The 25,770-nt window shown below is 70.0% G+C and carries 19 protein-coding genes; 10 read left to right on the top strand and 9 right to left on the bottom strand.

The annotated features are described in order from the left end of the window. Positions 1-54: 54 nt before the first annotated feature. The 6 genes from AB0B29_RS18635 to AB0B29_RS18610 form a co-directional block, all read right to left on the bottom strand. A complete protein-coding gene (locus AB0B29_RS18635) occupies positions 55-1,038 on the bottom strand; it encodes a PAC2 family protein (protein WP_352098228.1) in 984 nt (327 codons plus the stop codon). Between the two features lie 160 nt (positions 1,039-1,198). Next, on the bottom strand, positions 1,199-1,870 hold the full coding sequence (locus tag AB0B29_RS18630; RefSeq protein ID WP_362240660.1) for a FadR/GntR family transcriptional regulator: 672 nt from the start codon (positions 1,868-1,870) through the stop codon (positions 1,199-1,201). A gap of 123 nt (positions 1,871-1,993) precedes the next feature. Next, on the bottom strand, positions 1,994-3,610 hold the full coding sequence (locus AB0B29_RS18625) for a glycerol-3-phosphate dehydrogenase/oxidase (protein WP_362240657.1): 1,617 nt from the start codon (positions 3,608-3,610) through the stop codon (positions 1,994-1,996). Between the two features lie 8 nt (positions 3,611-3,618). Continuing rightward, positions 3,619-5,157 carry a glycerol kinase GlpK gene (gene glpK / locus AB0B29_RS18620; protein ID WP_362240655.1) on the bottom strand — a complete coding sequence of 513 codons (1,539 nt, stop codon included), beginning with the start codon at positions 5,155-5,157 and terminating at the stop codon, positions 3,619-3,621. Between the two features lie 83 nt (positions 5,158-5,240). Next, a complete protein-coding gene (locus AB0B29_RS18615; RefSeq protein ID WP_362240653.1) occupies positions 5,241-6,035 on the bottom strand; it encodes an MIP/aquaporin family protein in 795 nt (264 codons plus the stop codon). A 262-nt stretch (positions 6,036-6,297) separates the two neighbouring features. Continuing rightward, positions 6,298-7,071, bottom strand: a complete 774-nt coding sequence (locus AB0B29_RS18610; protein WP_362240650.1) for an IclR family transcriptional regulator — start codon at positions 7,069-7,071, stop codon at positions 6,298-6,300. Between the two features lie 304 nt (positions 7,072-7,375). On the opposite strand from AB0B29_RS18610, the gene metH reads away from it, so the two are divergent. The 4 genes from metH to AB0B29_RS18590 all read left to right on the top strand — a co-directional run bounded on the left by metH (position 7,376) and on the right by AB0B29_RS18590 (position 15,468). After that, on the top strand, positions 7,376-10,891 hold the full coding sequence (gene metH / locus AB0B29_RS18605; protein WP_362240647.1) for a methionine synthase: 3,516 nt from the start codon (positions 7,376-7,378) through the stop codon (positions 10,889-10,891). 170 nt (positions 10,892-11,061) lie between these two features. Further along, complete coding sequence (locus tag AB0B29_RS18600) at positions 11,062-11,763, top strand: HAD family hydrolase (protein ID WP_362240645.1); 702 nt, start codon at positions 11,062-11,064, stop codon at positions 11,761-11,763. 409 nt (positions 11,764-12,172) lie between these two features. Further along, positions 12,173-13,777 (top strand): ABC transporter substrate-binding protein, encoded by a 1,605-nt coding sequence (locus AB0B29_RS18595; protein ID WP_362240643.1) that lies wholly within the window; start codon positions 12,173-12,175, stop codon positions 13,775-13,777. 107 nt (positions 13,778-13,884) lie between these two features. Continuing rightward, on the top strand, positions 13,885-15,468 hold the full coding sequence (locus AB0B29_RS18590) for an ABC transporter substrate-binding protein (protein WP_362240640.1): 1,584 nt from the start codon (positions 13,885-13,887) through the stop codon (positions 15,466-15,468). Positions 15,469-15,539: 71 nt separating this feature from the next. Here AB0B29_RS18590 and AB0B29_RS18585 read toward each other — a convergent pair whose 3' ends face one another. Continuing rightward, on the bottom strand, positions 15,540-16,211 hold the full coding sequence (locus AB0B29_RS18585) for a response regulator (RefSeq protein WP_020141342.1): 672 nt from the start codon (positions 16,209-16,211) through the stop codon (positions 15,540-15,542). A gap of 54 nt (positions 16,212-16,265) precedes the next feature. Then, positions 16,266-17,393 carry a RecB family exonuclease gene (locus AB0B29_RS18580; protein WP_362240637.1) on the bottom strand — a complete coding sequence of 376 codons (1,128 nt, stop codon included), beginning with the start codon at positions 17,391-17,393 and terminating at the stop codon, positions 16,266-16,268. Between the two features lie 188 nt (positions 17,394-17,581). On the opposite strand from AB0B29_RS18580, the gene AB0B29_RS18575 reads away from it, so the two are divergent. The 3 genes from AB0B29_RS18575 to AB0B29_RS18565 all read left to right on the top strand — a co-directional run bounded on the left by AB0B29_RS18575 (position 17,582) and on the right by AB0B29_RS18565 (position 21,240). Beyond that, on the top strand, positions 17,582-19,390 hold the full coding sequence (locus AB0B29_RS18575; protein WP_362240635.1) for a site-2 protease family protein: 1,809 nt from the start codon (positions 17,582-17,584) through the stop codon (positions 19,388-19,390). A gap of 39 nt (positions 19,391-19,429) precedes the next feature. After that, positions 19,430-20,332, top strand: coding sequence for a tRNA (adenine-N1)-methyltransferase (locus tag AB0B29_RS18570; RefSeq protein WP_362240632.1), 903 nt, complete (start codon positions 19,430-19,432; stop codon positions 20,330-20,332). A 329-nt stretch (positions 20,333-20,661) separates the two neighbouring features. Continuing rightward, the gene (locus tag AB0B29_RS18565) at positions 20,662-21,240 is read left to right on the top strand and encodes a hypothetical protein (RefSeq protein ID WP_362240629.1); all 579 of its coding nucleotides are present in this window, start codon (positions 20,662-20,664) and stop codon (positions 21,238-21,240) included. Between the two features lie 59 nt (positions 21,241-21,299). Here AB0B29_RS18565 and AB0B29_RS18560 read toward each other — a convergent pair whose 3' ends face one another. Next, entirely contained in the window at positions 21,300-21,605 is a 306-nt protein-coding gene (locus tag AB0B29_RS18560) for a ferredoxin (RefSeq protein WP_362240626.1), read from the bottom strand. A 245-nt stretch (positions 21,606-21,850) separates the two neighbouring features. Between AB0B29_RS18560 and arc the strand changes: the two genes are divergently transcribed. From arc to AB0B29_RS18545, 3 genes are all read left to right on the top strand, one after another. Then, positions 21,851-23,617, top strand: coding sequence for a proteasome ATPase (gene arc, locus AB0B29_RS18555; protein WP_362240623.1), 1,767 nt, complete (start codon positions 21,851-21,853; stop codon positions 23,615-23,617). Between the two features lie 226 nt (positions 23,618-23,843). Then, positions 23,844-25,355, top strand: a complete 1,512-nt coding sequence (gene dop / locus AB0B29_RS18550) for a depupylase/deamidase Dop (RefSeq protein ID WP_344517937.1) — start codon at positions 23,844-23,846, stop codon at positions 25,353-25,355. A 178-nt stretch (positions 25,356-25,533) separates the two neighbouring features. Further along, the gene (locus tag AB0B29_RS18545; protein WP_031108679.1) at positions 25,534-25,752 is read left to right on the top strand and encodes a ubiquitin-like protein Pup; all 219 of its coding nucleotides are present in this window, start codon (positions 25,534-25,536) and stop codon (positions 25,750-25,752) included. Positions 25,753-25,770: the final 18 nt, after the last annotated feature.

Here is a 25,770-nt window from a genome sequence, read left to right as displayed (position 1 = left end):
CCCGGCCGGGAGACGCCCCTGTGACATGCGTGCGTCGCAGTGCGGTGCGTCGCCTCAGTCCTCCGACGACTCGTCGTCGTCCGTGCCCGGCTTCGGTGGCTTCGGCGGGCGGGTGCGGCCGCTGGGGTTGTCCCGGAGGTACGAGGTGCTGTCGCTGCCGTCGGCCGTGGCGTGGCCGCCGGGCGCGGGCGGTCCGCCGCCGTCGTGACGCCGCAGATAGCGTTCGAACTCCCGGGCGATCGCCTCGCCGGAGGCCTCCGGCAGCTCGGCGGTGTCCCGGGCCTCCTCCAGCGACTGGACGTACTCGGCGACCTCGCTGTCCTCGGCGGCCAGCTGGTCCACGCCGACCTGCCAGGCGCGCGCGTCCTCGGGCAGCTCGCCCAGCGGGATGCGCACGTCGATCAGGTCCTCCAGGCGGTTCAGCAGCGCCAGGGTGGCCTTGGGGTTCGGCGGCTGCGACACGTAGTGCGGCACCGCGGCCCACAGCGAGACTGCCGGGACACCCGCGTGCGTGCAGGCCTCCTGGAGGACGCCGACGATGCCCGTGGGGCCCTCGTACTTGGTCTCCTCCAGGTCCATGCGGCGGGCCAGGTCCGGGTCGGACGTCGTGCCGCTGATCGGAACCGGACGGGTGTGCGGGGTGTCGCCGAGCAGGGCGCCCAGGACGACCACCAGTTCCACCCCCAGCTCGTGCGCGAAGCCCAGCAGTTCGTTGCAGAACGAACGCCACCGCATGGACGGTTCGATGCCCCGGACGAGGACGAGGTCGCGCGGCTTCTCACCGCCGACCCGGACCACCGACAGCCTGGTCGTGGGCCAGGTGATCTTGCGGACGCCCGCTTCCATGAACACCGTGGGGCGGTTGACCTGGAAGTCGTAGTAGTCCTCGGCGTCCAGCGCCGCGAACACCTCGCCCTTCCATTCCCGGTTCAGATGCGCGACCGCGGTGGAGGCGGCGTCGCCGGCATCGTTCCAGCCCTCGAACGCGGCCACCATGACCGGGTCGACCAGCTCGGGAACCCCCTCGAGCTCGATCACCCAGCGCCTCCTTCCGACGTGCCCTCGCTTGACCACCCAACCTTACGGCGTGCCGCGGGGGCGCCCGCAGCCCCCTCGCAGGGGGAGTGACCCCATCACTGCCCCGTGATCCGCCTCGCTGAACACCCCGGACGCATCCGAGCAGTCCGTGAGGCCCTGGTCACAGCGTGGAGCGCAGCCACTGCTCCACACTGGCGACGTGGACGGTCGCCCACGAGCGCGCCGCCTCGGCGTCCCGGTCGCGCAGGGCGGCCAGGATCGCCCGGTGCTCGCGCAGAGTGCGGGCGACGGCGTCCTCCTGGGTGAGACCGCGCCAGATCCTGGCCCGGGTCGTGGGGCCTGACAGACCGTCGAGCAGCGAGCACAGCACGGAGTTGCCCGAACTCCGCACGATGCCCCGGTGGAACTCCAGGTCACAGGCGACGAGATCCTCCACGGACGGGGTGTCGCCGAGCTTGTCCAGCTGGGCGCCGAGCGCGTCCAGTTGCTGCTCGCTGATCCGCAGCGCCGCCATGGCGGTCGCCGCCGGCTCCAGGATGCGGCGCACGGCCAGGAACTCCAGGACGGTGTCGTCGCGGTGGAAGTCGACGACGAAGCTCATCGCCTCCAGCAGGAGTTGCGGGTCGAGGCTGGTGACGTACGTGCCGTCGCCCTGGCGCACGTCGAGGATCCGGATCAGCGACAGGGCGCGCACGGCCTCCCGCAGGGAGTTGCGCGACAATCCGAGGCCGGCGGCGAGTTCGCTCTCCTTGGGCAGCCGGTCGCCCGGGCGCAGCGCGCCGGAGACGATCATCCCCTTGATCTTCTCGATCGCCTCGTCGGTGACTGCCATGGCGGCCTCCCTTGCGCTCAAGACCTCCGACGTATCAGGTCATTATGCGGGTGTGGGAACGCGGCAGGGGCGGCTCCGTCGGCGTGGAGCCGCCCCTGCGGGGATGGGGTCCCGTACCCGCGCCTACTTCTTGTCGAGTACGTCCTGCACCTTGGCGCGCACGTCGTCCGTGGCGAGGCCGCGGATCGTCAGCGTCGTGCGGCGGCGCAGCACGTCGTCCTGCGTCTCGGCCCACTCGTGGTCCCGGGCCCAGACGACCTGCGCCCAGATCTCCGGGGCGTCGGGGTGGACGCGCTCGGCGAGCTCGGGGCTCTCGTTGGCCAGGCGGGCGATGTCGAAGGCCAGCGAGCCGTAGTGCGTGGCCAGGTGCCTGGCCGTGTCCGCCGCCATGCGCGGGCCCGGCGCCGGCCGGTCCGTGAGCAGCCGGTGGGCGACCGCGCGGGGGTTGGCTATGCCGGGCAGCGGCAGCTTCTTCGGCAGCGCGCTGATCGGCTCGAAGTCGTCGCCCAGCGGGTGGCCCGGCAGCGCCTCCAGCTTCTTCATGATCGTCCGGCCGATGTGGCGGAACGTGGTCCACTTGCCGCCCGCGACGGACAGCATGCCGCCCTTGCCCTCGGTGACGACCGTCTCACGCTTGGCCTTGGAGGTGTCGCCGGGGCCGCCCGGCAGCACCCGCAGGCCCGCGAAGGAGTAGGTGATGAGGTCGCGGCTCAGCTGCTGGTCACGGACCGAGAAGGCGGCCTCGTCGAGGATCTGGGCTATGTCCTTCTCCGTGACGGAGACGTCCGCCGGGTCGCCCTCGAACTCCTCGTCGGTGGTGCCGAGCAGCAGCATGTCCTCCCAGGGGAGGGCGAAGGTGATGCGGTACTTGTCGATCGGGGTCGCGAGCGCGGCCTTCCAGGGGGAGGTGCGCTTGAGGACCAGGTGCGCGCCCTTCGACAGGCGGATCGAGGGCGCCGCGTTCGGGTCCTCCATCTTGCGCAGGTGGTCGACCCACGGGCCGGTCGCGTTCAGCACCAGCCGGGCGCTGACACCGAACTCGTCACCGGACAGACGGTCCTTCAGCTCGGCGCCCGTGACCCGGCCCTGGGTGAAGCGCAGGCCCGTCACCTCGGCGTGGTTGAGGACGACCGCGCCGGCCTCGACGGCCCCGCGGACCGTCATCAGCGCCATGCGCGCGTCGTTCATCTGGTCGTCGCCGTAGACGGCCACGGCCTTGAGGTTGTCGGTGCGCAGCTCGGGCACGTCCTGCGCGGCCTTGGCCGGGGACAGGAGGTGCCCGACGCCGTCACCGAACGCGGAGAGCGCGGAGTAGGCGAAGACGCCCGCCCCGAGCTTCGCGGCGCCGTGCGGCCCGCCCTTGTACACGGGGAGGTAGAACGTGAGCGGGTTCGCCAGGTGGGGAGCCACCTGGCGGGAGACCGCACGGCGCTCGAAGTGGTTCTCCGCCACCAGCTTCACCGCGCCGGTCTGCAGGTAGCGCAGGCCGCCGTGGAGCAGCTTGGAGGAGGCGGAGGACGTGGCGCCGGCGAAGTCGCCGGCATCCACCAGAGCCACCCTGAGGCCGGACTGCGCGGCGTGCCAGGCGGTGGAGATGCCCAGGATGCCGCCGCCGATCACGAGAAGGTCGTACGACGCCTTGGAGAGCTGCTCCCTGGTCTCGGCTCGGCTCGGGTTCGAGCCGGAGGCCGGGTGCGTCCCCAGGGCAGGCACGGACTGCAGGGTGGACTTGGTGGTCATGCTGTTTCTTACTCCTCGTCCTCGAGCCAGCCCATGGTCCGCTCGACGGCCTTGAGCCAGTTCTTGTACTCACGGGCGCGGGTCTCCGCGTCCATGCGGGGGGTCCACTCGGCGGCCCGGCGCCAGTTGGCGCGCAGGTCGTCGGTGCTGTTCCAGAAGCCGACGGCGAGACCGGCGGCGTAGGCGGCGCCGAGGCAGGTGGTCTCGGCGACCATCGGGCGCACCACGGGGGCGTCCACGAAGTCGGCGAGGGTCTGCATCAGCAGGTTGTTGGAGGTCATGCCGCCGTCGACCTTGAGGGCGGTCAGCTCCACGCCGGAGTCCTTGGTCATGGCGTCGGCGATCTCCCGCGTCTGCCAGGCGGTGGCCTCCAGGACGGCACGCGCGAGGTGCGCCTTGGTGACGTACCGGGTGAGGCCGGCGATCACACCGCGGGCGTCGGAGCGCCAGTACGGGGCGAACAGGCCGGAGAAGGCCGGCACGAAGTAGGCGCCGCCGTTGTCCTCGACCGACAGGGCGAGGGTCTCGATCTCGGCGGCGGTGGAGATCAGGCCCATCTGGTCGCGCATCCACTGCACCAGCGAACCGGTGACCGCGATCGAGCCCTCCAGGGCGTAGACCGTCTTCTGGTCGCCGATCTTGTAGCCGACCGTCGTCAGCAGGCCGCTGTAGGAGTTGATGATCTTGTCACCGGTGTTCATCACCATGAAGGTGCCGGTGCCGTAGGTCGACTTGGTCTCGCCCTCGGCGAAACAGGTCTGGCCGAACAGGGCCGCCTGCTGGTCGCCGAGCGCGGAGGCGACCGGGATGCCGCCGAGCAGGTCGCCGAGCTTCCCGCCGGTGATCTCGCCGTAGACCTCGGCGGAGGAGCGGATCTCGGGCAGGATCTGCTTCGGGACGCCGATGGACTCGCAGATCTTCTCGTCCCACTGCATGGTGTGCAGGTTCATGAGCATCGTGCGGGAGGCGTTGGTGACGTCGGTGACGTGCTTGCCGCCGTCGGCACCACCGGTCAGGTTCCAGATGACCCAGGTGTCCATGGTGCCGAAGAGGATGTCGCCCGCCTCGGCGCGCTCCTTCAGGCCCTCGACGTTGTCGAGCAGCCAGCGGGCCTTCGGGCCGGCGAAGTAGGAGGCGAGCGGCAGGCCCGTCTCGCGGCGGAAGCGGTCCTGGCCGACGTTGCGGCCGAGCTCGCGGCAGAGGGCGTCGGTGCGGGTGTCCTGCCAGACGATGGCGTTGTGGACCGGCTCACCGGTGTTCTTGTCCCACAGCACGGTCGTCTCGCGCTGGTTGGTGATGCCGATGGCCTTGATGTCGTCGCGGGTGATGCCGGCCTTCTGAATGGCCCCGGCGACGACCTCCTGGACGTTGGTCCAGATCTCGTTGGCGTTGTGTTCGACCCAGCCCGGCTTCGGGAAGATCTGCTCGTGCTCCTTCTGGTCGACGGAGACGATCCGGCCGTCGCGGTCGAAGACGATGCAGCGGCTGGAGGTCGTGCCCTGGTCGATGGCGGCGATGAACGGGCCGGCGGTGTGCGCGTCGGTCACTGTGTGCTCCTGGTAATTCCGGGTTTATGGGGCTTTACGTACGGCGCGTGCTGGAAGTTTCCCGACAGGGCGGGGAATCGCTCCTAGGCGAATGCGACGTTGTAGATGCCTGCCGCGATGGCGCCGCCGATCAGCGGAGCCACCACGGGGACCCAGGCGTAGCCCCAGTCGGAGCCGCCCTTGTTGGGCAGTGGCAGCAGGGCGTGCACGATGCGCGGACCGAGGTCACGGGCCGGGTTGATCGCGTACCCCGTCGGGCCGCCGAGGGACAGGCCGATCGACACCACGACCAGCGCGGTGATCAGGGCGCCCAGGTTGCCCAGGCCGTTGCCCTTGTCGTTCAGGCCCTGGGTGAGCACGGCGAGCACCAGCACGACGGTGCCGATGACCTCCGTCGCGATGTTCTGCCAGGCGATCCGGACCTCGGGGCCGGTGGAGAAGACGCCCAGCACGGGGCCGGCCCCCTTCTCCTGGGCCTCGACGGCCTTCACCTCGGTGTCCTGCGCACCCGGGCCGCCGACTATCTCGCGGTCGGTGAGGTGCGCGTGGAACTGACCGTAGTAAGCGACCCAGACCAGCGCCGCGCCGATCATGGCGCCGAGCAGCTGTCCGGCCCAGTAGACCGGGACGTTCTTCCAGTCGCCGTCCTTGATGGCGATGGCCAGCGTCACGGCCGGGTTCAGATGGGCGCCGGACAGCGGCGCCGAGGTGTAGACGGCCGTGAGCACCGCGAAGCCCCACCCGAAGGTGATGGCGAGCCAGCCGGCGTTGCGTGCCTTGGAGGCCTTCAACGTGACGGCGGCACAGACGCCGCCGCCGAGGAGGATGAGTATGGCGGTACCGATGGTCTCGCCGATGAAGATGTCGGAGCTGGACACCCGCGACTCCTTTGTCCTACGTCCAGGGAAGTTCGATACCGGCCTGGCGTTGTCACACTCTAGCGCGTATTGCCGGTAGCTGTTCGACAATGTCGACCGATGGACGGGAGTCTTGCTTCGGCGTTACGAGCACGTCAAGGGCTGTGGACTCGAAAATCTGATCGTTACTGATCGCCCCGGACCCGGTGATCTTTGCCGCAGGTGAGCGCGGACATGCCGAGGACCGGAACGCCGTACGGCGCCCCGGTCCGCTCGTGTGCCCTCAGAAGCGCCCGGCGCCCAGGTCCCGCGAGACCGCGCGGGCGCAGTCCCGTACCGCCGCGATGAGCTCGGGCCGCAGTGCTCCCTCGTCGTCCGGCCGGCACAGCCGCTCCACGGCGCCCGTGATGCCCACCGAGCCCACCGGCATGCGCCGCCGGTCGTGGATGGGGGCGGCGATGGAGGCCACGCCCTCCCAGGTCTCCTCCACGTCCGCCGCGTACCCCCGCGCGCGCGTGACGTCGAGGATGTGCTCGAAGCCCTCCGGCTCGCACACCGTCCGGTCGGTGAACGCCTTGCGGTCGGCCTCCAGGGCCTCGCTGTGCGCCACCGGATCGTAGGCGGAAAGCACCTTGCCGAGGGCCGTGGAGTGCAGGGGCTGCATGGCCCCGATCTCCAGGACCTGGCGGCTGTCGTCGGGCCGGAAGACGTGGTGCACGATCAGCACGCCCTGCTGGTGCAGCACGCCCAGGTAGACGCTCTCGCCGCTGGAGCGGGCCAGGTCGTCCGCCCACACCAGGGCGCGCGCCCGCAGCTCGTGCACATCCAGGTAGGTGGTGCCCAGGCGCAGCAGCTCCGCGCCCAGCTGATAGCGCCCGGAGGCGTCGTCCTGCTCGACGAAGCCCTCCTGCTGCAGGGTGCGCAGGATGCCATGGGCGGTGCCCTTGGCCAGGCCCAGCGACGAGGCGATGTCCGACAGGCCGAGCCGCCGCTCGCCGCCCGCGAGCAGCCGCAGCATCGCGGCCGCCCGTTCGAGCGACTGGATGTTCCGTGCCATCGCCGTACCGCCTCCGTCCCCTTCGACCACCGACGGGCGTCACCACAGCCCTCGTTCGGCAATGTCGAACACTACCGGTCGATGTCGACCTCTCGCTAATGGCTGGGCGCCATTTGTTGCGCCGCACCGACCGGCACGTCACCCGGACGGCCGATCCGAAGCCACCGGAGTCCGCCCCGTGGACGCGCTGCCCATCCAAGCCCACGGGCGGTTACGCTGGCGCGGTGCGCCCTTCCCCGGATGCCCCCTGGCTGTCCGGGAAGCCGCAAAGCCGACAGCCGTCGCATCCGAGGGAGCCTCTTTCATGGCCGCGTTGCCGCCGACCCCTTCCGCAGACAGCCGGGCCCGTGTGTCCGCGCTCCGAGAAGCCCTGGCCACCCGAGTGGTCGTGGCCGACGGAGCCATGGGCACCATGCTCCAGGCGCAGGACCCCACGCTCGAGGACTTCGAGAACCTCGAGGGCTGCAACGAGATCCTCAACGTGACACGGCCGGACATCGTCCGTTCGGTCCACGCCGAGTATTTCGACGCCGGTGTGGACTGCGTCGAGACCAACACCTTCGGCGCCAACCACACCGCCGCCGCCGAGTACGACATCTCCGACCGCGTGCACGAGCTGTCCGAGACGGGCGCCCGGATCGCCCGCGAGGTGGCCGACGACTACGCCGCCCGGGACGGTCGCCCGCGCTGGGTGCTCGGATCGGTCGGTCCCGGCACCAAACTGCCCACGCTCGGCCACGTCACCTACGCCGCGATCCGCGACGGCTACCAGGCCAACGCCGAGGGCCTGCTCGCAGGCGGCGCGGACGCGCTGCTCGTGGAGACCACCCAGGACCTGCTCCAGACGAAGGCCTCCATCCTGGGCGCCCGCCGCGCCATGGAGGCCACCGGCGTCGAGGTGCCCCTGCTGTGCTCGATGGCCTTCGAGACCACCGGCACCATGCTCCTCGGCTCCGAGATCGGCGCGGCCCTGACCGCGCTGGAGCCCCTCGGCATCGACATGATCGGCCTGAACTGCTCCACCGGCCCGGCCGAGATGAGCGAGCACCTGCGCTACCTGACGCGCCACTCGCGCATCCCCCTGCTGTGCATGCCGAACGCCGGTCTGCCGATCCTCACCAAGGACGGCGCGCACTTCCCGCTCGACGCCGAGGGCCTGGCCGACGCCCAGCAGAACTTCGTCCAGGACTACGGTCTCTCCCTCGTCGGCGGCTGCTGCGGCACCACCCCCGAGCACCTGCGCCGGCTGGTCGAGCGCGTCCGGGACATGGCCCCGGCCGAGCGCAGCCCGCAGCCCGAGCCGGGCGCGGCCTCGCTCTACCAGTCCGTGCCGTTCCGGCAGGACACCTCCTACCTGGCCATCGGCGAGCGCACCAACGCCAACGGCTCGAAGAAGTTCCGCGAGGCCATGCTGGAGGGCCGCTGGGACGACTGCGTGGAGATGGCCCGCGACCAGATCCGCGAGGGCGCGCACATGCTCGACCTGTGCGTGGACTACGTCGGCCGGGACGGCGTCGCCGACATGGAGGAACTGGCCGGCCGCTTCGCCACCGCCTCCACCCTGCCGATCGTGCTGGACTCCACCGAGGTCGACGTCATCCGGGCCGGCCTGGAGAAGCTCGGCGGCCGCGCGGTGATCAACTCGGTGAACTACGAGGACGGCGACGGCCCCGAGTCCCGATTCGCCAAGGTCACGGCCCTCGCCAAGGAGCACGGCGCCGCCCTCATCGCGCTCACCATCGACGAGGAGGGCCAGGCCCGCACCGCCGAGAAGAAGGTCGAGATCGCCGAACGGCTCATCGAGGACCTCACCGGCAACTGGGGCATCCACGAGGAGGACATCCTCGTCGACTGTCTCACCTTCACCATCTGCACCGGCCAGGAGGAGTCCCGCAAGGACGGCGTCGCCACCATCGAGGGCATCCGCGAGCTCAAGCGTCGCCACCCGAAGGTGCAGACCACGCTCGGCCTGTCCAACATCTCCTTCGGCCTCAACCCCGCCGCCCGCATCCTGCTGAACTCCGTCTTCCTCGACGAGTGCGTCAAGGCGGGCCTGGACTCGGCGATCGTGCACGCCAGCAAGATCCTCCCCATCGCCCGCTTCAGCGAGGAGGAGGTGCAGACGGCCCTGGACCTCATCCACGACCGCCGCGCCGAGGGATACGACCCGCTGCAGAAGCTCATGCAGCTCTTCGAGGGCGCCACCGCCAAGTCCCTCAAGGCCGGCAAGGCCGAGGAACTGGCCGCCCTGCCGCTGGACGAACGCCTCAAGCGCCGCATCATCGACGGCGAGAAGAACGGCCTCGAAGCGGACCTGGACGATGCCCTGAAGGAGCGGCCCGCCCTCGACATCGTCAACGAGACCCTGCTGGACGGAATGAAGGTCGTCGGCGAACTGTTCGGCTCCGGCCAGATGCAGCTGCCGTTCGTGCTCCAGTCCGCCGAGGTCATGAAGTCGGCCGTCGCCCACCTCGAACCGCACATGGAGAAGACCGACGAAGCCGGCAAGGGCACCATCGTGCTCGCCACCGTGCGGGGCGACGTGCACGACATCGGCAAGAACCTCGTCGACATCATCCTGTCCAACAACGGCTACAACGTCGTCAACCTCGGCATCAAGCAGCCGGTCTCCGCGATCCTGGACGCCGCCGAGGAGCACCGGGCCGACGTGATCGGCATGTCCGGGCTCCTGGTCAAGTCCACCGTGATCATGAAGGAGAACCTGGAGGAGCTGAACCAGCGCGGCCTGGCGGCGAACTTCCCCGTCATCCTCGGTGGCGCCGCCCTCACCCGCGCCTACGTCGAGCAGGACCTGCACGAGATCTACGAGGGCGAGGTCCGCTACGCCCGCGACGCCTTCGAGGGCCTGCGCCTGATGGACGCCCTGATCGGCGTCAAGCGGGGCGTGCCCGGCGCGAAGCTGCCCGAGCTCAAGCAGCGCCGGGTGCGGGCCGCCGCGCCCGCCGCCGTCGAGGAACGCCCCGAGGAAGGGCACGTCCGCTCCGACGTCGCCACCGACAACCCCGTGCCCACCCCGCCCTTCAGCGGCACCCGCGTGATCAAGGGCATCCAGCTCAAGGAGTACGCGAGCTGGCTCGACGAGGGCGCCCTGTTCAAGGGCCAGTGGGGCCTGAAGCAGGCCCGCACCGGCGAGGGCCCGTCGTACGAGGAGCTCGTCGAGAACGAGGGCCGGCCCCGGCTGCGCGGCCTGCTGGACCGGCTCCAGACGGAGAACCTGCTGGAGGCGGCCGTGGTCTACGGCTACTTCCCGTGCGTCTCCAAGGACGACGACCTGATCATCCTGGACGAGCAGGGCAACGAGCGCACCCGCTTCACCTTCCCGCGTCAGCGCCGTGGCCGCCGCCTGTGCCTGGCTGACTTCTTCCGCCCGGAGGAGTCCGGCGAGACCGACGTCGTCGGCCTCCAGGTCGTCACCGTCGGCTCGCGCATCGGCGAGGAGACCGCACGGCTCTTCGAGGCGAACGCCTACCGGGACTACCTCGAACTGCACGGACTGTCCGTGCAGCTGGCCGAGGCACTCGCCGAGTACTGGCACGCGCGCGTGCGCTCCGAGCTCGGCTTCTCCGGCGAGGACCCCGACGAGATGCAGGGCATGTTCGAGCTGAAGTACCGGGGCGCCCGCTTCTCCCTCGGCTACGGCGCCTGCCCGAACCTGGAGGACCGCGCCAAGATCGCCGACCTGCTCCAGCCGGAGCGCATCGGCGTCCAGCTGTCCGAGGAGTTCCAGCTGCACCCCGAGCAGTCCACGGACGCCATCGTGATCCACCACCCGGAGGCGAAGTACTTCAACGCCCGCTGAGCGGCCCCACCGGCGTACGTCACAACAGCCCCCGGCGCATCCAGGGTGTGCCCGGGGGCACAGCCGCTGAACGAGGCACTTCACTCACGGACGACGTAGACTGGTCGGTCCACCGCAGGCCGGTTCCCTTCGTGGGAGCCGGCCTGACCGCCCCTCAAGGAGGTACGTGGATGACCAGTACGGTCCCCGCACTCGGTACCCGGTCCGCCGAAGGGTCGGCCCTGCAGGCCGTGCTCCTCGACATGGACGGCACGCTCGTGGACACGGAGGGCTTCTGGTGGGACGTCGAGGTCGAGGTCTTCGCCTCCCTCGGCCACACGCTCGACGACTCCTGGCGCCACGTCGTCGTCGGCGGTCCCATGACCCGCAGCGCCGGGTTCCTCATCGAGGCCACCGGGGCCGACATCACCCTCGACGAGCTCACCGTGCTCCTGAACGACGGCTTCGAGGACCGCATCGGCCGCGCCCTGCCGCTGATGCCGGGCGCCGGCCGGCTGCTCGCCGAGCTGTACGAGTACGAGATCCCCACCGCCCTGGTCTCCGCCTCGCACCGGCGCATCATCGACCGGGTGCTCACCTCGCTCGGCGCCCACCACTTCAGCCTGACGGTGGCCGGTGACGAGGTGCCGCGCACCAAGCCCCACCCCGATCCGTACCTGGCCGCCGCCGCCGGACTGGGCGCGGACCCGGCCCGGTGCGCCGTCATCGAGGACACCGCGACCGGGGTCGCCGCCGCCGAGGCCGCGGGCTGCCAGGTCGTGGCCGTGCCCTCCGTGGCGCCCATCGCCCCCGCCCTGCGCCGCACGGTCGTCACCTCCCTCGAAGAGGTCGACCTGACATTTCTGCACGGCTTGATGACGGAAATGCGCTAGGCGTTCACCCAGCGTGCAGCGTCGTTAGCACGGCAATTCCGAAGGCGAATTCGAGACCCTCCCCGCGATCGAATTCCCGTACCTTCGAACCCGTTTACGCATGTGACGTTCCCCACCCATTCCGGGGTCGACACTCGGTCCGGCGTGTGCTGCGCGCCCCCTCCAGGGGGCCGTCGGCGTGCCCTTGTGTCCCGATTGATGGGACGCTGCACCAAAGCTTCCGCTGTCGGATATTCGGTCTGTCCGCGCCCGGTTCCACAGCGTGATGGGTCCTCAACTCCGGTGGCTGCGAACCCTCCTGCCGGCCCGGACTAACCTCGTCGCGAGAACATCGCCCCACCCCCGTGATCCGCTGCGCCACCCCTGCATGCCGGGTACACGGAGTCGACAGCTCTGGAGAAACTCGAGCATGAACCGCAAGACTTTGGTGCTGCCGGCCGTGATCGGCTTGCTCGCGCCGGTGCTCGCCGCCTGCGGCGGGTCCGACAGCGGGAGCAGCGACAGCGACGCGATCGTTGTCGGCACCACGGACCGGTTCACCGCCTCGAAGGACGCCCCGGCGCCCCTCGACCCGGCCTACGCCTACGACGTCGGCACCTGGAACATCCTGCGCCAGACCGTGCAGACCCTGATGATCCAGCCGCGCGGCGAGGGCGAGCCGGTACCGGAGGCCGCCGAGCGGTGCGGCTTCACCGACACCGGCAACGAGCGCTACGCCTGCACCCTGCGCGACGGCCTGAAGTTCTCCAACGGCAACGCTGTCACCGCGGCCGACGTGAAGTACTCCATCGACCGCGCCCGCTCCCTCAAGGCCGACAGCGGCGTGTTCGCGCTGCTGTCCACCATCGACACCATCGAGACCCAGGGCGACCGCGAGGTCGTCTTCCACCTCAAGACCGCCGACGCGACCTTCCCGTACAAGCTGTCGACCCCGGTCGCCGGCATCGTCGACCCCGACGACTACCCGAAGAACAAGCTGCGCGACGGTTTCGACCTGGAGGGCTCCGGCCCGTACACCCTCAAGGCCGACGTCGAGAACAACGAGCTGGTCAAGGCCGAGTTCACCAAGAACCCCGACTACAAGGGGACCCTCAAGGTGAACAACGACAAGGTCGACATGGTGTCCTTCAAGGACGCCGACGCCATGGGCGAGGCCCTGAACAAGGGCGACATCGACCTCATGACCCGCGCCATGTCGCCGGACCAGATCCGCAAGCTCTCGGGCGACGCCGACACCGACATCGACCTCGTCGAGATGCCCGGCCTGGAAATCCGCTACCTGGGCTTCAACACCGACGCCCCGACGGTGAAGTCCAAGGCCGTACGCCAGGCGATGGCCCAGATCGTCAACCGCAGCGCGCTGGTCTCCAAGGTCTACGGCTCCCAGGCCGAACCGCTGTACTCGCTGGTCCCGGCCAGCGTCACCGGCCACTCCAACTCGTTCTTCAACAAGTACGGCGAGCCGAACGTCACCAAGGCCCGTTCCCTGCTCAACCAGGCGAACATCACCACCCCGGTGAAGCTGACGCTGCACTACACCACCGACCACTACGGCCCGGCCACCAAGAAGGAGTTCCAGGTCCTGCGCGACCAGCTGAACTCCAGCGGCCTGTTCGACGTCGGCATCAAGGGCACCCCCTGGGACACGTTCCGCCCGGCCGAGAAGAAGGGCGACTACGACGTCTACGGCATGGGCTGGTTCCCGGACTTCCCGGACGCCGACAACTTCCTCGCGCCGTTCCTCGACGCCGACAACACGCTCGGCTCGCCGTACGCCAACAGCCAGATCCGCAACACCCTGATCCCGGAGTCCCGCCGTGAGGCGGACCGGCTGTCCGCCTCCACCAGCCTGACGGACATTCAGGACATCGTCGCCGGCGACGTGCCGGTGCTGCCGCTGTGGCAGGGCAAGCAGTACGTCGCCGCCCGCGACGACGTCACGGGTACCGCGTACGCGCTCAACTCCGCCTCGACGCTCCAGCTGTGGGAGCTCGGGCGGGGCGTGAGCGGCTGACGCACCCGCTGGTTTACCGGGGCCCCTGACCGCGGCCCCGGGGAACCGTGCCCCGGAGCCGGGGACAGGCTCCGGGAGTTCTCGAGAACCGACGACAAGGCACACACGTGAACCTACGCAACCAGTGGCCGGTCCTGCCCATCGTGGCGGGCCTCGCCTCCGGACTGCTGACCGGCTGTGGCACGGAGAGCGGAGACTCCGCGGGGGACGGCTCCAACGTGGTGGTGGGGATGTCCGACGACGTCCTGGCCACGGACCCGGCCTCCGGCTACGACCCCGGCTCCTGGCTGTTGTTCAACAACGTCTTCCAATCCCTGCTGAGCTTCCCCAAGGGCGCCACGGAGCCCCAGCCGGAGGCCGCCGAGAGCTGCGCCTTCACGGACACGCAGAGCTCGGTCTACAGGTGCACGCTCAAGGACGGCCTCAAGTTCAGCAACGGTGACGCCCTCACCTCCGAGGACGTCAAGTTCTCCTTCGACCGGATGCTGAAGATCAACGACCCCGACGGGCCCGCGATCATGTTCCCCACGCTCGACAAGGTCGAGACGCCGGACGAGACCACGGTCGTCTTCCACCTCAACACGTCCGACGCCACCTTCCCCAGCAAGATCGCCTCCGGCGCCGGTTCCATCGTCGACCACAACGAGTACGACGCGGGCAAGCTGCGCAAGGACCGGGAGGCCGTCGGCTCCGGCCCCTACAAGCTCGACTCGATCGACGACGACCAGGCCGTCTTCTCCGTCAACGAGAACTACAAGGGCACCGCCAAGGTCAAGAACACCGGCGTGACGCTGAAGTTCTTCGACGGCGACCAGACCGCCCTGAAGCAGGCCATCCAGGACGAGGAGGTCGACATCGCCTACCGCGGCCTCACCGCGGGCGACGTCGCCGACATGGAGAAGGCCGACGACGGCACCGGCACCGAGGTCGTCGAGGGCAGCAGCGCCGAGGTCCAGCACCTGGTGTTCAACATGGACGACCCCGTCGCCGGAAAGCTCGGCGTCCGCAAGGCCATCGCCCACCTGATCGACCGCGAAGCCCTCATCAGGGACGTCTACCAGGGCACCGCCACCCCCCTGTACTCGATCATCCCGGCCGGTATCGCGGGCCACAACACGGCCTTCTTCGACACCTACGGCGCCCGCCCCTCCAGGGCCAAGGCCCAGGCCGCGCTGCGCCAGGACGGCATCACCGGCAAGGTGAAGCTCACCCTCTGGTCGACCCCCTCCCGCTACGGCCCCGCCACCGACCAGGAACTGAACGCCATCGCCGGCCAGCTCAACGCCAGCGGCCTGTTCGACGCGAGCGTCAAGAGCGTCCCCTTCGGCCAGTACGAAAAGGACATCGCCGCCGGCAAGTACGGCGTCTACGTGAAGGGCTGGGTGCCGGACTACCCGGACGCCGACAACTTCACAGCCCCCTTCTTCGGCAAGGGCAACGTGCTGAACAACAACTACGACAACAGCACGATCACCGGCTCGCTCATCCCCCGCACCGCCGCCCTGACCAACCGGGCCTCCACGGACAAGGAGTTCGGCGAGCTGCAGGACATCGTCGCCGACGAACTCCCCGTCCTGCCGGTGTGGCAGGCCAAGCAGTACGCGGTCGTCCGCGAGGGCGTCTACGGCCTCGAGTACTGCCTCGACGCATCGACGGTGTTCCGCTTCTGGGAGCTCAGCAAGGACGCCTGACGCACCGACGTCAACAAGGGCGCCCCCCGCTCGGCGGGGGGCGCCCTTCCTCACTCGTCGGCTCGCGCTCGCTACTGCGCGCCCGGGCGCACCAGCCCGCTCTCGTACGCGTACACCGCCGCCTGCACCCGGTCGCGCAGGCCCAGCTTCGTCAGCACATGCCCGACATGCGTCTTGACGGTGGTCTCGCTGACGAACAGGTCGGCGGCGATCTCCGCATTGGACAGCCCCCGCGCCACCAGCTTCAGCACCTCGACCTCGCGGTCGGTGAGCGTGTGCAGCGTGTCCGGCACCGGCTCGTCCCCCGACGGCAGATGCGTGGCGTACTTGTCGAGCAGCCGGCGCGTGATGCTCGGCGCGAGCATCGCCTCGCCCGCGGCGACCACCCGGATGGCCTGCACCAGCTCGTTGGCGGGCGCGTCCTTCAGCAGGAACCCGCTGGCACCGGCACGCAGCGCCTCCACCACGTACTCGTCGAGATCGAAGGTGGTCAGCACCAGCACCTTCGCCGGGCCGTCCCGCCCCGGCCCGGTGATCTGCCGGGTCGCCTCCACACCGTCCATCCGCGGCATACGGATGTCCATCAGAACCACATCGGGCTGTAGCGCACGCACCTGGTCGAGTGCCTGCAGTCCGTCACCGGCCTCCCCGACGACCGCGATGTCCTGCTCGGCCTCCAGGATCATCCGGAAGCCGGTACGGAGCAGCGGCTGGTCGTCGACCAGTAGGACGCGGATGGCCACGTAAGTCTCCTTCGCTAGTCCGGCCCCATTCTGCCCTGCGGGGGCCCGACCGGCTCAGGCGCCCTCACCGGCGACCGGCTGCACCGCAAGCCCCGACGCGCGCACCGGCAGCGGATACGGCGGGGGAGTGCCCCCGAACTCCGGGCAGTGCGCCTGGTGGTCGCACCAGCCGCACAACTTCGTGGGGCGCGGCCGCCAGTCACCCGTCTCGGTGGCGAGCCGGATCGCCTCCCACAGCGCCAGCAGCTTGCGCTCCACCCGCTCCAGGTCGGCGAGGACCGGGTCGTACGTCAGCACCTGGCCGCTGCCGAGGTAGACCAGCTGGAGCCGCCGGGGGACCACGTTCTTCAGCCGCCACACCACCAGGGCGTAGAACTTCATCTGGAACAGGGCGCCCTCGGAGTACTCCGGCCTCGGCGCCTTGCCCGTCTTGTAGTCGACGATCCGCACCTCGCCCGTGGGCGCCACGTCGACCCGGTCGATGATGCCGCGCAGCCGCAGCCCCGACTCCAGCTCGGCCTCGACGAACAGCTCCCGCTCGGCCGGCTCCAGACGGCTGGGATCCTCCAGCGTGAACCAGCGCTCCACGAGCTGCTCCGCCTCGCCCAGCCAGCGCGCCAGCCGCTCGCCCTCGGGGTCGTCGGCGAACAGCTCCACCACCTCCGGCCGCGTCTCGCGCAGCCGGTCCCACTGGCCGGGGATCAGCGACTTCGCCCGGGGCGCCGTGCGCTCGGCCGCCGGGGCGTCGAAGAGCCGCTCCAGGACCGCGTGCACCAGGGTGCCCCGGGTCGCGGCCTCGCTCGGCTTCTCCGGCAGCCGGTCGATCACCCGGAAGCGGTAGAGCAACGGGCACTGCATGAAGTCACTGGCACGCGAGGGGGACAGCGAGGCGGGCGGCACGGCGGCGGGCCCGGCCACCAGGGCGCTCACGGCGGCAGTCTCGGCCGCTGCCTCAGCCACCGACTGGGCCTCTGCTTCCGTCTGCGCGTCCCCCGCCGGCACTGGGTAGGCCTCGGCCTCCGTACCTGCCTCCGCCGCCGCCACCGGCTGGACTTCCTCCGTCGTCTGCGCTTCTGCCGGCGTCCCCACTGCCGGCTCCGCGGGCCCGGCCGGGACCGGCGAATCCACCGCCGCGGCCGGACTGCTGTCGGGCTGCGCCGCGCCCTCGGTGCTCGTCTCCATGCCCCAGACCTTACGGCCCGCCACTGACAGTGACCCGGCCGTGTTCCGTGGGGGAAGCCGGGAGAGGAGGTCGACGTACGGGAAACACAGGGGTGCCGGGGCGAAACGCACCACGACGGACGCATACCATCGACTCGAGACCCTCCCGTCCGGCAGGCGCGGGAGACGCTTCGATCGAGGGGACACCGGTGGACGAGAGCGGCGGGCGCGGGCGGCCGCGGTCCGGCAACGACGAGTCGGCCGAGCACCACGCGGGACCTCCGGTCCGGGCCACCGACCCGGCCCCCGCCGACGAACGCCCCACGGACGAGCACCGCTCCACCCCTGAACAGCCCACCCCGGCACCGGAGCCGAACGACCCGGCCGCGCCCGCCGACACCCCGGCGACCCCCGCGGACGCCATGCGGGACGACTCGGCGGCGGACCGCCCGACACGGGCTGAGGCCACCCCCGCCGAGCCCGACGCGAACGGTCTTCCGGAGGGCGCCCCACACCCCGGCCGCGCCGACGCCGAGGCCCCGAACACGGCCCCCGCCGACGCACCGCAGACGCCGCCCGCCCCCGGCGAGCGCGAAGGCGGCGTCGCGCCGGAGGGCGACACCCACCCCGACCGCGCCTACGCCAGCGGCCCGCACTCGGCACCCGTCGCCGGCCGGCCCGCGACGGACCGCCTGCACAAGGTACCCGCCCCGGCCCCCGGCTCCGATGAAGGCAACCGCCCGCAGCAGCCCTCGGCCCCCGCCCCGGGCCCCGGCCACCCGAACCACCATCCCGCCCCGCCGGCCCACGGCGACCGCCCCCTCGCGCACTCCGCCGACGGCAAAGGCCCCGCCCCCCAGCGGCCCGAGCCCCGGGGCGGCCTGCTCATGGGACGGCCCTTCGGAGTGCCCGTCTACGTCGCGCCGAGCTGGTTCCTCGTCGCCGCACTGATCACCTGGGTGTTCGGCGGCCAGCTGGAGCGCGTGCTGCCCGAGCTCGGCGCCGCCCGCTACCTCGTCTCCCTCTTCTTCGCCGTCGCCTTCTACGCCTCCGTGCTCGTCCACGAACTGGCCCACACGGTCGCCGCCCTCCGCTTCAAACTCCCGGTCCGCCGCATCCAGCTCCAGTTCTTCGGCGGCGTCTCCGAGATCGAGAAGGAGGCCGAGACCCCCGGCCGGGAGTTCGTGCTGGCCTTCGTCGGACCCCTGCTCTCCCTGATCCTCGCCGGCGCCTTCTACGCCGCCCTGCTCGCCGTGGAACCCGGCACCGTCCCGGGTGTCCTGCTCGCCGGCCTGATGATCTCCAACCTCATCGTGGCCGCGTTCAACCTCCTGCCCGGCCTGCCCCTCGACGGCGGCCGCATGCTCCGGGCCGTGGTCTGGAAGATCACCGGCAAGCCCATGACGGGCACCATCGCCGCCGCCTGGGTCGGCCGCGCCCTCGCCGTCTCCGTCCTCATCGGGCTGCCGCTGCTCACCCAGTCCGGCGCCCTCGGCACCGACGCCGTCGACAACGTCGGCATGGACACCGTCCTCGACGCCCTGCTCGCCGCCATCCTCGCCGCGATCATCTGGACCGGCGCCGGAAACAGCCTGCGCATGGCCCGCCTGCGCGAGCACCTCCCCGAACTGCGCGCCCGCGCCCTCACCCGCCGCGCCGTCCCCGTCGAGACCGACACCCCGCTCTCGGAGGCCCTGCGCCGCGCCAACGCCGCCGGAGCCCGCGCCCTGGTCGTCGTCGACGCCGACGGCAAACCCCTCTCCCTCGTCCGCGAGGCCGCCATCGTCGGCGTACCCGAGCACCGCCGCCCCTGGGTCGCCGTCAGCGGCCTCGCCCAGGACCTCACCGACGGCATGCGCGTCTCGGCCGAACTGTCCGGCGAGGAGCTTCTCGACGCGCTCCGGGCGACCCCCGCGACCGAATACCTGGTCGTGGAGGAGACGGGCGAGATCTACGGCGTGCTGTCGGCGGCCGACGTGGAACGCGCCTTCGTGAAGGCGATGGCCAGGCCCAGCTGAGTGGTCGGAGCCCCCCTCGGGGACCGGTAGGCTGGTCACATGTCCGAACCGACCGGTGCCGCCCGCAGGCGCGGGCCCTTCAAGGTCGGGGACCAGGTTCAGCTGACCGACCCCAAGGGCCGCCACTACACGTTCACGCTCGAGGCCGGGAAGAACTTCCACACCCACAAGGGTTCCTTCCCGCACGACGAACTGATCGGCGCTCCCGAGGGCAGCGTTGTCCGCACCACGGGGAACGTCGCCTACCTCGCGCTGCGCCCCCTGCTCCCCGACTACGTCCTGTCCATGCCCCGCGGCGCCGCCGTGGTCTACCCCAAGGACGCGGGGCAGATCCTGGCCTTCGCCGACATCTTCCCCGGCGCGCGCGTCGTGGAGGCGGGCGTCGGCTCCGGCTCCCTCAGCAGCTTCCTGCTGCGGGCCATCGGCGACCAGGGCATGCTGCACAGCTACGAGCGCCGCGCCGACTTCGCCGAGATCGCCCAGGCGAACGTGGAGCGCTACTTCGGCGGACCGCACCCCGCCTGGCAGCTCACCGTCGGCGACCTCCAGGACAACCTGTCCGACGCCGACGTCGACCGCGTCATCCTCGACATGCTCGCCCCCTGGGAATGCCTGGAGGCCGTCTCCAAGGCGCTCGTCCCCGGCGGCATCCTGTGCTGCTACGTGGCGACCACCACCCAGCTCGCCCGGACCGTCGAGTCCATCCGCGAGATCGGCTGCTTCAACGAGCCGAGCGCCTGGGAGTCGATGATCCGCAACTGGCACATCGAAGGCCTGGCCGTCCGCCCGGACCACCGCATGATCGGCCACACCGGCTTCCTGCTCACCGCCCGCCGCCTCGCCGACGGCGTCGAGCCGCCCATGCGCCGCCGCCGCCCCGCCAAGGGCGCCTACGGCGAGGACTACGCGGGGCCCAACGCCGACGGCGGCACCGCCCGCTGAAGCGGCCCGTCACCGCGTGCAACGCAACGGCGCCGTGGCGCAGTTCCCGGATCCGCACCGGAACTCCGCCACGGCGCCCTTTCGTTGCCGCCCGGGGTGAACCCCCGCCCGACGCCGTTGACCTGCCGCACCCGCCAAGACGCCCGAGGACGCGCAGTGGGCCGGGCACGGCAGGGGCGCTGCCCCACGGGCCCGCTGACACAGCGGCAGGAACCGCAACCCATCAGACTTCCCCGGCACAGGACACGCACACCCCGCCGTTCCCCCGGGCTGTGACGTGTGGCACCATGCTGGCCACCCCACCGGCACAGCCTCAGGAGACCCTCCTAGTGCAGTCTTCCGCCGTCCCGGAGCTCGCCCACACCCACACCCGCCCCATCCACTGGCTCGCCACCGCGACGGCCGTCGCCGGCGTCGTGGCCCTCTCCACCATCCTGCAGCCCGGCGCGGCGACGGCGGCCCAGCCGGCCGCCCCCGAAACCAAGAGCGCTCCGGCGCACCTCACCCCGCCCGACCCGGCCGCAGTGGCCTTCCCCATCGAATGCGGCCCCGTGAAGGCCGTGGTGCAGAAACGGGCTTCAGGAGACCTCGACGGCGACGGCCGGCCCGAAACCGTGGCCGTCGTCCACTGCGACTCCCCGATGGGCACCCCACCGGACGGCGTCTACGTCCTGACGCGCGACGCCGACGCCGGCACACCCCGCGTCGTGGCCACCCTGCTCGACCCCAAGGACGGCACCACCGTCACCGACTTCGCCGTGCACGACGGCGCCGTGACGGCCACGCTCCTCGGCTACTCGTCGTCCGACGTGCCGCGTTGCTGCCCCGACAGGAAGAGCGACGCGAAATGGCGTTGGCAGGGCGACTCGTTCGTCCGCTCGACACCCGCCGGAGCCCGAAGCGTGTGAGGCACCTGCGACAGCCCGTGTGAGATATCAGACGGCCGTGACGCAACGTACGGAAGCAGTCACTCTGCGTCCGGACCGTAGACCTCGGCCCTGTCCGAAACCCGACGCACGTGGATGCACTCGCCCGGACACTCCTTCGCGGAGTCGATCACGTCCGTGAGGAGCGGCAGCGGAACGGGCGTTGCCGCCCCCTTGTCCTGGAGCAACTCGTCCTCGGCGCTCTTCACATAGGCCAGACCGTCGATGTCCAGCTCGAACACCTCGGGCGCGTACTGGGCACAGATGCCGTCGCCGGTACACAGGTCCTGGTCGATCCAGACCTCCAGCTCCTCGCCTTCCGCCCCGGCCACCTGCTGCACGCTCATCTCTCCTGCCGTTTCTCCGCCGAGCCGGGCCAGGAATCCGGCCAGCTCCGGCGGGTGTTGAACAGTTCGACCCTACCTTCGCCTGGGTTCCAATCATGTTCGCTGGGTATTCCCCTGGCGTGAGGGAGAGCGCAAGGGTGAAGATCGGACACACCCCGACCGTCTTTGTGATCTAGGGGTTTCAATCGACACCCGCCCAGGTAGGGTCTGGAAGCGTCCAGCTCCCCTTGGAGGAGGTGAGGACCGTGGCAGCCCACGACGACGACATGAACCGCGGCATCCGCCCGGGACGCGGGTCCGACGACCCGGCCGGGCAGATCGCTTACCTTGAGCAGGAAATCGCCGTCCTGCGGCGCAAGCTCGCCGACTCTCCGCGACACACGAGGATTCTCGAAGAGCGGATCGTCGAGCTGCAGACCAACCTGGCCGGCGTGTCCGCGCAGAACGAACGACTCGCCAACACGCTCCGTGAGGCACGCGACCAGATCGTGGCCCTCAAGGAGGAGGTCGACCGGCTCGCACAGCCGCCGGCCGGCTTCGGGGTCTTCCTGACGGCGAACGAGGACGGCACCGCCGACATCTTCACCGGCGGCCGCAAGCTCAGGGTGAACGTCAGCCCCAGCGTCGAGCTCGACGAGCTCCGACGCGGCCAGGAAGTAATGCTCAACGAAGCGCTCAACGTGGTCGAGGCCATGGAGTACGAGCGCGTCGGTGACATCGTCACCCTCAAGGAGATCCTCGAGGACGGCGAGCGGGCCCTCGTGCTCGGGCACACCGACGAGGAGCGGGTGGTACGGCTCGCCGAGCCGCTGCTGGACGTGACCATCCGCCCCGGCGACGCCCTCCTGCTCGAACCCCGCTCCGGTTACGTCTACGAGGTCGTACCGAAGAGCGAGGTCGAGGAGCTCGTCCTCGAAGAGGTCCCCGACATCGGCTACGAGCAGATCGGTGGTCTCGGCGGCCAGATCGAGGCCATCCGCGACGCCGTCGAGCTCCCCTACCTCTACCCGGACCTGTTCAAGGAGCACGAACTGCGGCCGCCGAAGGGCGTCCTGCTGTACGGGCCCCCCGGATGCGGCAAGACGCTCATCGCCAAGGCCGTGGCCAACTCGCTCGCCAAGAAGGTCGCCGAGGTGACCGGCCAGGCCGCCGGCAAGAGCTTCTTCCTCAACATCAAGGGCCCCGAGCTCCTGAACAAGTACGTCGGTGAGACGGAGCGGCAGATCCGCCTCGTCTTCCAGCGGGCCCGCGAGAAGGCCAGCGAAGGCACACCCGTCATCGTCTTCTTCGACGAGATGGAGTCGCTCTTCCGCACCCGTGGCTCCGGTGTCAGCTCGGACGTGGAGAACACCATCGTCCCGCAGCTCCTCGCCGAGATCGACGGCGTGGAGGGCCTGCAGAACGTGGTCGTGATCGGCGCCTCCAACCGTGAGGACATGATCGACCCCGCCATCCTGCGGCCCGGCCGGCTCGACGTGAAGATCAAGATCGAGCGTCCGGACGCCGAGGCGGCCAAGGACATCTTCGGCAAGTACCTCACGGAGCGCCTCCCGCTGCACGGCGACGACCTCGCCGAACACAGCGGCTCCAAGGCCACCACCGTCCAGAGCATGATCCAGACGGCCGTGGAACACATGTACGCCGAATCCGAGGAGAACCGCTTCCTGGAGGTCACCTACGCCAACGGTGACAAGGAAGTCCTCTACTTCAAGGACTTCAACTCCGGCGCCATGATCGAGAACATCGTGGGCCGTGCCAAGAAGATGGCGATCAAGGACTTCCTCGAGAAGAACCAGAAGGGCCTCCGCGTCTCCCACCTCCTCCAGGCCTGCGTGGACGAGTTCAAGGAGAACGAGGACCTGCCGAACACCACCAACCCGGACGACTGGGCCCGCATCTCCGGAAAGAAGGGCGAGCGGATCGTGTACATCCGTACGCTCATCACCGGAAAGCAGGGCACGGACACCGGACGCTCCATCGACACGGTGGCGAATACCGGTCAGTACCTGTAAAGGCAGGGCGGCTGCGGGTGCCCTCGGCGGGTACCCGCAGCCGACTGTTTTTCAGGCGAACGCTCGCGAGGATGCAAATGATCTCCCCACCAGCGCAAAGGCGTTCTAGGCTCTTGCGTACCGCCAAGTCGCGCAGTGCGGGGACGGGCACCGCACACGCAACCGAGCGCCAGCGGTATCTGAGTGGCGCCCACGACCGAGGGCGCCGCCGGGCAAGGAGGGCCGCATGACCGTACGGCGAGTAATGGGCATCGAGACGGAGTACGGGATCTCCGTCCCCGGCCACCCCAACGCCAATGCCATGCTCACCTCGTCCCAGATCGTGAACGCCTACGCGGCGGCGATGCACCGGGCCCGCCGGGCTCGCTGGGACTTCGAGGAGGAGAACCCGCTGCGGGACGCACGAGGCTTCGACCTCGCCCGCGAGGCCGCCGACTCCAGCCAGCTCACCGACGAGGACATCGGCCTGGCCAACGTCATCCTCACCAACGGTGCACGGCTCTACGTCGACCACGCACACCCCGAGTACAGCTCACCGGAGGTGACCAACCCCCGGGACGCCGTCCTCTGGGACAAGGCCGGCGAACGGATCATGGCAGAGGCCGCGGAACGGGCCGCGCAGCTCCCCGGTGCCCAGCCGATCCACCTGTACAAGAACAACACCGACAACAAGGGCGCGTCCTACGGCACGCACGAGAACTACCTGATGAAGCGGGAGACCCCCTTCTCGGACATCGTGCGCCACCTGACGCCGTTCTTCGTCTCCCGCCAGGTCTTCGCCGGAGCAGGCCGCGTCGGCATCGGCCAGGACGGCCACGAGCACGGCTTCCAGCTCAGCCAGCGAGCCGACTACTTCGAGGTCGAGGTCGGCCTCGAGACGACGCTCAAGCGCCCGATCATCAACACCCGCGACGAGCCGCACGCGGACGCCGAGAAGTACCGGCGCCTGCACGTGATCATCGGCGACGCGAACCTCTCCGAGATCTCGACCTACCTCAAGCTGGGCACGACCTCGCTGGTGCTGTCGATGATCGAGGACGGATTCATCGCCGTCGACCTGGCCGTCGACCAGCCCGTCCGCACCCTCCACCAGGTCTCCCACGACCCGTCACTGAAGCGCCTGGTCACACTCCGCAGCGGCCGCACGCTCACGGCGGTCCAGCTGCAGATGGAGTACTACGAGCTGGCGCGCAAGTACGTGGAGGAGCGGTTCGGGGCCGACGCCGACGACCAGACCAAGGACGTCCTGTCGCGCTGGGAGGACACCCTCACCCGTCTGGAGCACGACCCGATGAGTCTGGCCGGAGAGCTGGACTGGGTCGCCAAGCGGGAGCTCATGGAGGGCTACCGTCGCCGGGACAACCTCGACTGGGACGCGGCGCGACTGCACCTCGTCGACCTCCAGTACGCCGACGTACGACCCGAGAAGGGCCTGTACAACCGTCTGGTGGCCCGCGGGCGCATGAAGCGACTGCTGACCGACGCGGACGTGGAGCGGGCCCGTACGGTGCCGCCTGAGGACACCCGGGCCTACTTCCGCGGCCGCTGCCTGGAGCAGTACGCCGACGACGTCGCCGCGGCCTCCTGGGACTCGGTGATCTTCGACCTGCCGGGCCGGGATTCGCTGCAACGCGTCCCAACCCTGGAACCGCTTCGCGGAACGCGTAATCACGTCAAGGAGCTCCTGGACCGCTGCCGCACCGCGGAAGACCTGGTCAGGGTCCTGTCGGGCGGGTGACCGCGTTGAGCGGGTACTCGTCGGGAACCGGCCGGACAGGGTGGAAAATCCCTGGTCCGGGAATCATCGAGGTGGTCCCCGTACGTTGGAGCAACTGCGGGGACATGGTCGGACCCGGCGAGTAGGGTCTGATCTTGACCGAGCAACTGTGTCGGGCGAACCGAGCGGGGTGAGGGATATGGCGACCAAGGACACCGGCGGCGGACAGCAGAAGGCCACCCGGTCCACCGAGGAGGTCGAGGAGCAGGCGCAGGACGCGCAGGGCTCCGAGGACCTCAAGGAGCGTCAGGAGAAGCTGAGCGACGACGTGGACTCCGTCCTGGACGAAATCGACGACGTACTCGAGGAAAATGCCGAGGATTTCGTTCGGAGCTTCGTGCAAAAAGGTGGGCAGTAAAGGCGGATGGCGCGCTCT

The sequence above is a fragment of the Streptomyces tibetensis genome, assembly GCF_040647715.1.
Lineage (GTDB): Bacteria > Actinomycetota > Actinomycetes > Streptomycetales > Streptomycetaceae > Streptomyces > Streptomyces tibetensis_A.
This window is presented reverse-complemented; position numbering and strand designations above follow the sequence as displayed.